At 69.1% G+C, this 11,774-nt stretch carries 8 protein-coding genes; 5 read left to right on the top strand and 3 right to left on the bottom strand.

Annotated features, from left to right (window positions below; translation table 11 throughout):
• The first annotated feature begins 214 nt into the window (after window positions 1–214).
• The 3 genes from ACPYN4_RS04735 to nagE all read left to right on the top strand — a co-directional run bounded on the left by ACPYN4_RS04735 (window position 215) and on the right by nagE (window position 5,077).
• Window positions 215–1,474 carry an MFS transporter gene (locus ACPYN4_RS04735; protein ID WP_424445736.1) on the top strand — a complete coding sequence of 420 codons (1,260 nt, stop codon included), beginning with the start codon at window positions 215–217 and terminating at the stop codon, window positions 1,472–1,474.
• A gap of 2 nt (window positions 1,475–1,476) precedes the next feature.
• Window positions 1,477–2,211: a MerR family transcriptional regulator gene (locus tag ACPYN4_RS04730; RefSeq protein ID WP_424445735.1), complete on the top strand. Its 735-nt coding sequence runs from the start codon at window positions 1,477–1,479 to the stop codon at window positions 2,209–2,211.
• A gap of 874 nt (window positions 2,212–3,085) precedes the next feature.
• Window positions 3,086–5,077: an N-acetylglucosamine-specific PTS transporter subunit IIBC gene (gene nagE, locus ACPYN4_RS04725; RefSeq protein WP_424445734.1), complete on the top strand. Its 1,992-nt coding sequence runs from the start codon at window positions 3,086–3,088 to the stop codon at window positions 5,075–5,077.
• Window positions 5,078–5,127: 50 nt separating this feature from the next.
• Here the strand turns inward: nagE and ACPYN4_RS04720 are convergent, their stop codons facing one another.
• From ACPYN4_RS04720 to ACPYN4_RS04710, 3 genes are read right to left on the bottom strand one after another with little or no spacing between them, the layout of a single operon-like run.
• Window positions 5,128–5,838 (bottom strand): SOS response-associated peptidase, encoded by a 711-nt coding sequence (locus ACPYN4_RS04720; protein ID WP_424445733.1) that lies wholly within the window; start codon window positions 5,836–5,838, stop codon window positions 5,128–5,130.
• Between the two features lie 9 nt (window positions 5,839–5,847).
• The gene (locus ACPYN4_RS04715) at window positions 5,848–6,906 is read right to left on the bottom strand and encodes an App1 family protein (RefSeq protein WP_424445732.1); all 1,059 of its coding nucleotides are present in this window, start codon (window positions 6,904–6,906) and stop codon (window positions 5,848–5,850) included.
• A 4-nt stretch (window positions 6,907–6,910) separates the two neighbouring features.
• Entirely contained in the window at window positions 6,911–7,603 is a 693-nt protein-coding gene (locus ACPYN4_RS04710; RefSeq protein WP_424445731.1) for a DedA family protein, read from the bottom strand.
• A gap of 35 nt (window positions 7,604–7,638) precedes the next feature.
• Between ACPYN4_RS04710 and pabB the strand changes: the two genes are divergently transcribed.
• Both pabB and leuS read left to right on the top strand, forming a co-directional pair.
• Window positions 7,639–9,006: an aminodeoxychorismate synthase component I gene (pabB, locus tag ACPYN4_RS04705; RefSeq protein ID WP_424445730.1), complete on the top strand. Its 1,368-nt coding sequence runs from the start codon at window positions 7,639–7,641 to the stop codon at window positions 9,004–9,006.
• Between the two features lie 173 nt (window positions 9,007–9,179).
• On the top strand, window positions 9,180–11,771 hold the full coding sequence (gene leuS / locus ACPYN4_RS04700) for a leucine--tRNA ligase (RefSeq protein WP_424445729.1): 2,592 nt from the start codon (window positions 9,180–9,182) through the stop codon (window positions 11,769–11,771).
• Window positions 11,772–11,774: the final 3 nt, after the last annotated feature.

The following is an 11,774-nucleotide window of genomic DNA, read 5'->3' as shown; positions in this document are numbered from 1 at the left end:
CTACGCTCGGCAATGCACCCATCAACTGGAAACCGACGACTCGCACAGCGACCGGACCGAATGAAGGGGGCGGCCCAGGTACGAGAAGGCCCCCAACGCTGACACCCAGAACCGGCATACCCGCAGTTCCTGACCGGCACGATGCCCCCTCAGTGTGCTTGACCAAAATGTACGACTTGACTGTGCCGCGACGTCATAGTTTCTGATCGTAAGCATGAGTCGAAACACATGGGTCTATCTGGGCTCGTACAGCCTGTCCTTGCTGGGCAACGGGATCGCGTCCGTGCTGTTCCCGCTGCTGGTGCTCGCGAAGACGGGCGACATCCTCGCCGCGGGGGTGCTGGCGTCGGTGAGCGCCGCCGTGTCCGCCGTGGTGGGGGTGCTGGCCGGGGTGGTCGTGGATCGGGTGAACCGCCGTACGGTGTCGATCATCAGCGACGTGCTCTCGGCCGCCTCGGTCGCCGCGCTCCCGGTCGTGGACGCGCTGTGGGGGCTGAACCTGACGTGGTTCATCGTGCTCGGAGTGATCGGCGCGTTCGGCGACATCCCGGGCATGACGGCGCGGGAGACGATGCTGCCCCGGCTGGTGCAGCTCGACGGCGGGAAACGAGGCGCGCTCGACCGGCTGGTCGGTGTCCGCGAATCGCTGTCGGCGGCGCTGATGCTCCTGGGGCCCGGACTCGGTGGTCTGCTGGTGTTCCTGCTCGGGGTGAGCTCCGCCGCGCTGTACGTCACTGCGGGGACGAGCCTCGCAGCGGCGCTGCTCTCGTTCGCGCTCTCGCCTCGTGCCGGTGAGATCGAACCCGTGGATGAGGCGACCACATCCGGGGCCTTGCGAGGAGCGCGGCGCGTGTTCGCGGAACTGGTGACCGGGTGGCGGTTCCTGCTCAGCAACCGGCTCGTGCTCGGAGCGAGCCTGCTGAGCGCGGTGTTCGTCGCCGTCCTCGCCGGCCTGCAGGCCACGGTCCTGCCCGCCTATTTCACCAGCGAAGGCTTCCCGCAGCTGAGCGGTTTCGCGATCACCGGCATCGCGCTGGGGAGCCTCCTCGGTGCGGCCGTGTACACCGCGACGACGGGCAGGACGACGCGTCGCACCTGGTTCGTGATCGGCATCGTGGGTAGCGTCGTCGGGTTCGCGGTGCTGGGGATCCTGGGAGCGCCGTGGCTGGTGATCGCCGCAGCAGCGCTGGTCGGCCTCACCAACGCGCCCATGTCCGCAGTTCTCGGCGTGGCGACGATCGAGGCGACGCCCGATCGGATGCGCGGACGCGTGCTGGGGGCGCAGAACGCGCTCATGCTCGCCGCTCCCGCGGTCACCTCCGCACCGATCGCTGCGATCGCATCCGGGTTCGGACTCACCGCCGCCGGCGTCGGGATCGCCGTGGCGATGGCGATCACCGGCATCCTCGCCCTGCTCGCACCCGCGTTCCGATCGCTGGACACAATAGAACCACCGCAACCGAAGGAGGAATGAGCATGGCGTGGAGCACGAAACAGCTCGCCGACCTCACCGGCGTCACCCTGCGATCGATCCGCCACTGGCACGACGTCGGCCTCCTGCCCGAACCGGAGCGGCTGACGAACGGGTACAAGCAGTACACCGCCCGGCACCTCGTGCTCGCCCTCCGCATCGCACGGCTCACCACTCTCGGCTTCAGCCTCGATCAGGTCGCCGATATGCTCGACTCCGAAGAGCAGGGGCAGGAGTCCCTGCGCGGTTTGCGCGCCGAGATCGAGGACCGGATCACCGAGCTGACTCGCCTCCGCGCCGACATCGATGCGCTGATCGATCGAGGAGTGTCCCCGGACCTCTCCCCGGAGGCGCTTCTTGCCATGGACGCACTGGGAACCGATCCCGGATCCCGCAACGTCGCACTCCTGCTGGCCCGTCTGCTCCCCGCCGACGACATGCCCGCGTTCGCCGACGCCATGCAAGACGCCCCCGACGCCCTCGCCGAACTGAACACGGAACTGCTGCATCTGCCAGAAGAGACCCCGGAAGAGCAGATCACCGCTCTGGCAGAGCACGGGGCAGGACTCATCACGGAGTTCCTCGCTGAACGAGGCGACTCTCTCCCGCGGTTTGACTCCCGTGTCCGCGACGACATCAGCGCGGAGGCGATGACCGCGCTCATGGCCGAACACATGAACACCGCGCAGCAACGTACCCTGGACCTCATCATCAAACACCTCACCCGCACTGACCAGTAGGTTCGGGCGCGACTGCCTCTGCACGGCTAACGAGCACGGCAGCCTCACCGCCGAGACAGGCCGTGACCTCCGCCTCTGCGTTCTCTTCCCGATCGCCTTGATGAGCTACCTCTGGACGGCCGACCGATCCATTCTCATCGCCGACCCCGCCGCCTCCGAAATCCGATGCACTGAGGAACTGGCCGACGGCCTCCTGTCTCCAGTACGTGACGACCGCGAACGGCTGCGGTCACGAAGTACGCAGTGGCCGAGGAACCGACGTTGGCCGCATCTCGACACCTGCGCGGACGAGCTTGGTACGTATCGTCCCAGGGCTGTACCCAAATCTCTCGCTGAGTCGAACCAGCGAGTCTCCGCTCTCGTACCGCCGCACCGCTTCCCTGATTTCTGGCTCGCTCATCCTCCTCGGGGGCGCGGACAGCCCCGCGTCGTAGAGAATCTTCCGGGTCGAGGCCCTCGTGATTCTCAAGCTTGCCGCGATGTCCTTCACATACGCTCCATCACGGAACAGCGCGACTGCCTTGTCTCTATCCTGCTGTGTAATTCTCCGGCGCGTGATCGCCTCACACACATCCCCGCGAGCATCCACCGTTCCGAAGCCATCGCTACGCTGAACACGACCTGACCGGACTGTGGCGGCGACGCGGGACAGCCGCTGAGTCACGCCGACGTGTTTGACCGTCTTCGCGTCCTTTCCACCACGACAAGCCCCCGGACAACCGGGGGCTTTCGCTTTTCGCCGCCGCGGAGCGGTGGGGGAGATCCGCGGATCCGCCATTCCTGAGTGAATGCTGGGCGCGTCCGACATTCGGGAGTAGCGTCGGCCTATGGGCCGTCGATGACGACGGCACGTTCCTCAGGATGGAGTTCACCCATGAAGTTCTTCCAACGGCTCGGCAGATCGATCATGCTGCCGGTCGCGGTCCTCCCGGTCGCGGCGATCCTCTCCGGCATCTCGTACTGGATCAGTTCGGCCGCCGGTGGCGCCAACATCGTCTCGGCGTTCCTGGGCGCGGCCGGTGGTGCGCTGCTGGACAACATGCCCCTGCTGTTCGCGGTCGGCATCTCGATCGGGATGGCGAACAAGACCGATGGCACGTCGGCTCTCGCGGGCCTCGTGTCATGGCTCACGATCACGACCCTGCTCTCGCCCGCCACGATGCAGAACCTGCTCGGCCTTGACGACGTCGCCGACGTGAACCCCGCCTTCGGCAAGGTGCAGAACGTGTTCGTCGGCATCCTCGCCGGTCTCATCGGCGCCTGGTGCTACAACAAGTTCAAAGGCACCAAGCTCCCCGACGCGCTGTCCTTCTTCTCGGGCAAGCGCTCCGTCGCGATCGTCACCGCCGGGGTCTCGCTGGTCGCCGCGGTCGTGCTCATGTTCGTGTGGCCGGTCGTCTACGGCGCGCTCGTCACGTTCGGTGAGTGGATCTCGACCATGGGACCGTTCGGCGCCGGGCTCTATGGCTTCATGAATCGCCTGCTCATCCCGACGGGGCTGCACCACGCGCTGAACTCCGTGTTCTGGTTCGACGTCGCCGGCATCAACGACCTCGTGAACTTCCTCAACGGCACCGGCACCTACGGCGTCACCGGACAGTACATGGCGGGCTTCTTCCCGATCATGATGTTCGGTCTGCCCGGCGCGGCGCTCGCGATGTACCTGGCCGCCGACAGCAAGCGCAAGAAGGTCACCTACGGCATCATGCTCTCCGCGGCGATCGCCTCGTTCTTCGTCGGCGTGACCGAGCCGCTGGAGTTCTCCTTCATGTTCGTCGCGCCGTGGCTGTACCTCATCCACGCCGTCTTCACCGGAATCTCGGTCATGGTGGCGGCGATGCTGCCCACGCGTCTCGGCTTCGGCTTCTCGGCCGGCTTCATCGACATGGTCCTGCAGTGGACGAACCCCATGGCCCAGAACCCGTGGATCCTCCTGCTGCTGGGCGTCGGGTGGTTCTTCATCTACTTCGGCACGTTCTACTTCTTGATCAAGCGCTTCAACCTGAAGACGCCGGGTCGCGGCGATGAGCTCGACGAGCAGGATGCCGACAATGTCGGCACCAGCCTCACCGGCTACCACGGCACCGCCGAGAAGTTCATCGCCGCGCTCGGCGGCAAGGACAACATCATGGACGTCGACAACTGCGCGACGCGCCTGCGCATGGAGATCGCGGACACCTCGAAGATCGACGAGCACGCCCTCAAGCGCGCCGGCGCGGCGGGCACGATCAAGCCCGGCGGCCACAGCGTGCAGGTGGTCTACGGCCTCAATGTGCAGTTCGTGAAGGACGCCATGGAGGACATCATCAACGACCGCACCGAGCGGATCGAGGCGTTCCGGGGGGCGAGCGCGGCAGAGACGGGCGCGGTAGCCGGGATGCTCGCGCCGGGCGTCGGCGGGGCCGCGATCGCCGCAGGCGCCGCCATCGAACAGCACGAGCGCGCAGCCACCGACACGCCCGCCGTCGTCCGCCTCCGTCAGCCGGTGGCGGGGACGGTCGTTCCGCTGTCCGAGGTCCCCGATCCTATGTTCGCGCAGGGCACGATGGGCCCGGGCACCGCGATCGATCCCACCGGCGACACGATCGTCGCGCCCGCCGACGCGACCGTCGCCTCCGTGTTCCCGACCGGTCACGCGATCGGTCTGGCGCTCACGGACGGCACGGAACTGCTGATCCACGTCGGCATCGACACCGTCGACATGAAGGGCGACGGGTTCGAGACCCTCGTGAAGGCGGGCGACATCGTGACGGCGGGCACGCCGCTGCTGCGGTTCGATGCGGGAAAGATCCGCGCCGCCGGTCACTCCGCCGTCACGCCGATCATCGTCCTGAACAACGAGAGCGCGACCGTCGAGCTCTCCTGATCGACCGATCGCTGCGGCGGGGGCCGGAAGGCGCCCGCCACAGCGGCGTGTCAGGAGACCGGCTCGATGAGCTCGGGCCCGTTGTTGCGCACGTTGCCGACGGCGCGGTCGACCTCCCGCATCGACAGCGAATCCACGAGTGCGGGTGCCGCGTCGATCGCCGCGTCCAGCAGGTCGCCGACATTCTCGGTGGTCGGGTCGAGCCAGACATCCGCGTAGTCGCCGTCGATGAACAGCGGCATGCGGTCGTGCACCGAGCCGAGGGCGCCGATCGAGTCGCGCGTGAGGATCGTGAAACTCAGCAGCCAGCGCGTCGGATCGTCGTCGCTCTTCGCGGGATCCTTCCACCACTCGTAGAGGCCGGCGAAGAACAGCGGCCCGTCATCGATCGGGTGGATGTAGTACGGCGTCTTGACACCGTCTTCGGTCTTCCACTCGTAGTAGCCGGATGCCGGCACGACAGCGCGCCGCTTGATGAGCGCCTGTCGGAACATCGGCTTGTCCTCGACCTCTTCGGCACGGGCGTTGAAGGCCTTCGACCCGATGCCGGGATCCTTCGCCCAGGCTGGGACGAGACCCCATCGGGCCGCCTCGAGCCGGCGCGTGGGCGGCTCGGTCTTGGCGGAGTCGAGCACGATCGCCACGCGATCGGTCGGCGCGATGTTGTACGACGGGGCCGGCAGATCATCGCCCTGGATATCGACCCGCAGCACCCCCACCAGCTCGGAACCGGCGTTTGCCACCACGAAGCGTCCGCACATGCGGCCAGCCTACGCGCCGCCTCCGACACCGTCGGCGTCGCGGTCCACCACGCCGATCTCACTCAACCGGTCGAGCAGGCCCGCACCGTCATCGCCCGTCACCCGCGGCACCCCGGCGGCGGAGTGGTCATTGACCGCCGTGCGACCGCCGGCCAGCACGGCCTCCGTCGGCGACAGCCGGCGGATCGCGACGGCGGTGACGTGATCGGGGAACTCGCTCGTGAACGACGTGTACAGGTCGTCGTCGTGCTGGCCGTCGTCGCCGATCAGCATCCACTTCACGTGAGGGAACTCCCGCGCGAGGCGCCGGAGGTTCTCCTCCTTGTGCGCGCGACCGCTGCGGAACCACCGATCGTGCGTGGGGCCCCAGTCGGTCAGCAGCAGAGCACCGGGCGGGAACAGGTGCCGCCGGAGGAAGCGCTGCAGCGTCGGCGCGACGTTCCAGGCTCCCGTGGAGAGGTAGACCACGGGCGCGCCGGGGTGATCGCGCACGAGTCGCTCGAGCAGCACCGCCATCCCGGGGACCGGCTGGCGGGCGTGCTCGTTGAGCACGAACGAGTTCCACGCCGCGACGAAGTGCCGGGGGAGCGCGGTGACCATCACGGTGTCGTCCACATCGGAGACGACCCCGAACCGGACGTCCGAGCCGACGATGAAGACGCGCGTCTCGAAAGGCTCCGAACCCTCCACGGTCATCGTCACCGGCTGCCAGCCGGGCTGGAGCGTCGCCGGCAGCACCGTGTCGATCACCCCGCCGCGGTCGGCGACCACCTCGTGGCTGACGCCGTCCACGATCACGGTGACCTGCGCGAAACCGACGGGCACCGCGGCGAAGCTGCGCCAGCCGCGCACGCCGGCGTACTCGCCGGCCGAGCGCGTGCGCACCGGCGGCACGATGAAGACGCGCCCGAGCACCCGGACCCAGTCCTCCCCGCCGTAGCCGGGGTAGCCGGCGACGGTCGCCCGCTGCCCTCGGGCACGCGCGCGGCGTTCGCGCCAGGCGTGGAAGCGGTACTCGAGTCGAGCGAGCCAGAGCACCTTCGCGCGGGGTGCGGGTTCAGCGGGCATCGATTCAGTCTCCCATGCCGTCCTGGGAATGCTCACCGGTTGCGGTGTGCTCCCCGGCATCCGCCCTCATGTGACGGGCCTCACGCGCCACGATGATGCGCTTGGCGACGTACGCCAGCACGAGGAACACCACGATGACCGCGACGAAGAGGTACCCCGCGAAATGCAGCCGGTCGGCGAGCTCCCGATACGTGCCGGCGGCAGCGGCCGCGACGCTGACGTACGCGATGGCCCACACGGTGCAGGCGGGAGCCGTCCACGCCAGGAAGCGACGGTAGGCGAAGCCGCTCATGCCGACCGTGAGCGGGACGAGCGAGTGCAGCACGGGGAGGAACCGCGACAGGAAGATGGCCGGCCCGCCGCGCCGGCGCAGATACAGCTCCGCCCGCACCCAGTTGTGCTCACCGATGCGAGCGCCGAGCTTCGAGAACCGGATGCGGGGACCCAACCACCGGCCGAGCCAGAACCCGATGCTCTCACCGATGAGGGCGCCGACGATCACCACGAGGATGAGGATCAGCGCCTCGGGAACCGAGCCCACCGCCGTGGCAGCGACGATCACGACGGTCTCGCCGGGGACGACCAAGCCGATCAGCACGCTCGTCTCGAGAAGGATGGCGACTCCCGCGAGCACGGTGCGCAGCACGGGGTCCACGCTCTGCACGGCATCGAGCAGCCATGACAGGAACTCGTTCACGCTCCCAGCCTAGGTGCGCGGTCTAGCCTGAGGGAGTGCCGCCCCGCTCCGTCGCCGTCCCGCTGCCGTGGACGGATCCTGCCGTGCTGTTCGCCACGGGTCCGGCGCGGCTGCCGCACGCGTTCTGGCTCGACGCCGGCCCGGAGGCAGATTCGGGCTGGAGCTGGATCGGGACCGGATGCCCCGGTGAGGGCACTCCGCGGGGGATCGCGCTCGCGGCGGGGGCGGCGGGCGCGGCCGCTGTGGGAGGTCCGTTCCGCGGTGGTCACGTCGGCTGGCTCGGTTACGACGCCGGCGCAGCGGAGGCCAGCGCGCCGGCGACGGCTGACCCCGATGACGGCCCGCAGGAGGCGTGGCTGCGGGTGGAGCGCGTCGTCGCGTTCGACCACGCCGCGCGCTCGGGGTGGGTGATCGCGACCGAGACCGACATCGACGATGCCGTCGCCGAAGCAGCCGCATGGCGGGATGCCGCGACCACCGCCGCGCGGACCGCCGGCGCTACGGGCGGGGCCCCTGCGGGCGTTGCTGCCGGCGCCGGCGAGCGGGCGGCGGCATCCGCCCGCCACACTCCCGCTCAGTACCGCGGCCTCATCGCGCGATGCCGTGACGCCATCCGCGCCGGCGACGCCTATCAGCTGTGTCTGACGACACGGTTCACCGTGCCCGCCCCCGTCGATCCGGCCGACACCTACCTGCGGCTGCGCGCGGAGCTGCCCGCCCATCACGGCGCGTTCATCCGGATCGGGGAGCACGCGCTGCTCAGCGCGAGCCCGGAGCGGTTCCTCGAGGTGGCGGACGGCATCGTGCGCACACGCCCCATCAAGGGCACCCGGCCGCGGGGCGCCACCCCGGCATCCGACGCCGCACTGGCGCAGGAACTGCGGGGGAGCGTGAAGGAGCAGGCCGAGAACGTCATGATCGTCGACCTCATGCGCAACGACCTGCAGCGGGTGTGCCTGCCCGGCACCGTCGCCGCGGAGCGGCTGCTGGAGGTGGAGTCGTTCTCGGCGGTGCACCAGCTCGTCAGCACCGTCGCGGGGCGATTGCGGCCGGGCACGACTTTCGCCGACCTGCTGCAGGCGGCGTTTCCCGCCGGCAGCATGACGGGCGCCCCGAAGTTGTCGGCGATGACGCTGTTGCACGGGCTCGAGCAAGCGCCCCGCGGCATCTATGCGGGGTGCTTCGGCTGGGTCGGCGACGACGGGCGCGCCGACCTCGCGATGACGATCCGGTCGATCGTCACCCATCCCGGCGGTGCGTACGTCGGTGCCGGAGGCGGCATCACGTGGCTGTCCGACCCCGACGACGAAGTCACCGAAGTCGCGGTGAAGGCCCGCGGCCCGCTGGCCGCGCTCGGCGCAGCGCTGCCGGACGCCTGGGCGCCCGCCTCGCTGACGCCCTGAACTGACAGCCGCCATCTTGCGCAGATGTGGCCACTTCTGCCGCTATGTCGGCACCCGGCCGACGGATCGTGACACCTATGCCGGGCCGGCCCGCGCCGCCGACGGTGGTGGGGCGGTCCGGTAACCTGGAAAGACGCGTTCGCGCGTTCCCGAACTCCACGAATAGGTGACCTGTGTCCACGACCCCCACGACGGCAGAAACCAGCGCGACCGACGCGTACGACCCGTACGCGATCCAGCAGAAGTGGCAGGAGCGCTGGCGCGACGCCGATCCGTTCCGCGCCGGCGGCGAGGAAGACACGCGCCCGCGCAAGTACGTGCTCGGGATGTTCCCGTACCCGTCGGGCGACCTGCACATGGGGCACGCCGAGAACTACGCCTACGTCGACGTCGTGGCGCGCTTCTGGCGCCACCGCGGCTACAACGTGCTGAACCCGATCGGGTGGGACAGCTTCGGGCTGCCCGCCGAGAACGCCGCGATCAAGGGCGGCGCCGGCAGCGATCCGCGGGAGTGGACCTACCGCAACATCGACCAGCACAAGAAGAGCTTCCGCGAGTTCGGGTCGTCGTACGACTGGAGCCGCGTCCTGCACACCAGCGACCCGGAGTACAGCCGCTGGAACCAGTGGCTGTTCCTGCGCCTCTACGGGCGCGGACTGGCGTACCGCAAGGAGAGCCCGGTCAACTGGTGCCCCAACGACCAGACGGTGCTCGCCAACGAGCAGGTCGTCGACGGCCACTGCGAGCGGTGCGGCGCGGAAGTCGTGAAGAAGAAGCTCACGCAGTGGTACTTCAAGATCACCGACTACGCCGACCGGCTGCTCGATGACCTCAACCAGCTCGAGGGCTTCTGGCCGCAGAAGGTCATCCGGATGCAGCGCAACTGGATCGGCCGCTCGGTCGGCGCCGACATCGACTTCGAGATCGAGGGCCGCGACGAGAAGATCACGGTGTTCTCAACGCGCCCCGACACGCTCTACGGCGCGACGTTCTTCGTGGTCGCCCCCGACAGCGACCTGGCCGCCGAACTCGTCGCCGGTGCGGATGCCGACGTGCGTATGCGCTTCCAGGCCTACCTCGACGACGTCCAGAAGCAGACCGACATCGAGCGCCAGAGCACCGACCGGCCCAAGACCGGTGTCTTCCTCGGCCGCTACGCGATTAACCCCGTGACCGGTGACCGGCTGCCGATCTGGGCGGCCGACTACGTGCTGGCCGACTACGGTCACGGCGCGGTCATGGCGGTGCCCGCCCACGACCAGCGCGACCTCGACTTCGCCCGCGCCTTCGACCTGCCCGTGAAGGTCGTCGTGGACACGACCGCACCGGTCACGGGGGCGATCCCCGTCATCGAGCTGGATGACGACGGCGTCCCGATCGATCCGGGTGCCGACACAGCATCCCTCGACGAACTCGACCCCGCGCGCACGGGTGTCGCACTCACCGGCGAGGGGCGCATGATCAACTCCGGCCCGCTCGACGGACTGAGCAAGCGCAACGCGATCGCCCGCATCATCGAGCAGCTGCAGACCGCCGGCACCGGCCGCGCGGCGAAGTCGTACCGCCTGCGCGACTGGCTCATCTCCCGGCAGCGCTTCTGGGGGACGCCGATCCCCATGATCCACACCGCCGACGGCCGGGTCGTGCCCGTGCCGGAGGACCAGCTGCCGCTGACCCTGCCCGACGCGCGGGGCCTGGACCTCGCCCCCAAGGGCACATCTCCGCTGGGCGCGGCCACCGAGTGGATGCAGACCGTCGACCCCGACACCGGCGAGGCGGCGCTGCGCGACGCCGACACGATGGACACGTTCGTCGACAGCTCCTGGTACTACCTGCGTTTCCTCGACCCGAACGACGCGACCCAGCCGTTCTCGCCGGCGGAGGCCGACCGGTGGGCGCCCGTCGACTCGTACATCGGCGGCGTCGAGCACGCGATCCTGCACCTGCTGTACGCGCGCTTCATCACCAAGGTCCTCTTCGACATGGGCCTGGTGGAGTTCACCGAGCCGTTCTCCAGCCTCGTCAACCAGGGCATGGTGCTGCTCGGCGGGTCGAAGATGTCCAAGAGCAAGGGCAACCTCGTCGAGTTCGCCTCGAGCATGGTCGACCCCGGAGCCGACGCGGTCCGCGTCGCGATCGCGTTCGCCGGCCCCGTCGAGGACGACATCAACTGGGAGGACGTGTCGACCACCGGCGCACAGAAGTTCCTCGCCCGGGCTTGGCGCGTCGCGCACGACGTGACCAGCGCTCCCGAGGTGAAGTGGGCCGACGGCGACGAGAGCCTCCGCCGCGTCACGCACCGGCTCTGGGCCGACGCACCCTCGCTCATCGAGCAGACGAAGTTCAACGTGGTCGTCGCGCGCCTGATGGAGCTGGTCAACGCCACGCGCAAGGCGATCGACGGCGCCCCCGGGCCCGCCGACCCGGCGGTGCGGGAAGCGGCCGAGGCGATCGCGATGATCCTCGACCTGTTCGCCCCGCACACGGCGGAGGAGATGTGGGAGGCGCTCGGCTACGAGCCGTTCGTCGGTGTCGTGCCGTGGCGTCAGCCCGATCCGACCCTGCTGGTCGAAGAGACGGTGACCGCGGTCGTGCAGATCGACGGCAAGGTCCGCGGCACCCTCACGGTGCCGGCGCGCGTCTCCGCCGACGAGCTCGAGGCCCTGGCGCGCACGGACGAGAAGGTCCTCCGCTCGCTCGCCGGTCGTGAGATCACCCGCGCGGTCGTGCGAGCGCCGAAGGTCGTGAGCTTCACCACCGCCTGACCC

Origin of the sequence: Microbacterium sp. CH-015, assembly GCF_049707015.1 — a bacterium.
In the GTDB taxonomy this organism is placed as follows: domain Bacteria; phylum Actinomycetota; class Actinomycetes; order Actinomycetales; family Microbacteriaceae; genus Microbacterium; species Microbacterium aurum.
Note: the sequence above shows the minus strand (reverse complement) of the source record. Positions and strands in the feature narration are given on the sequence as shown.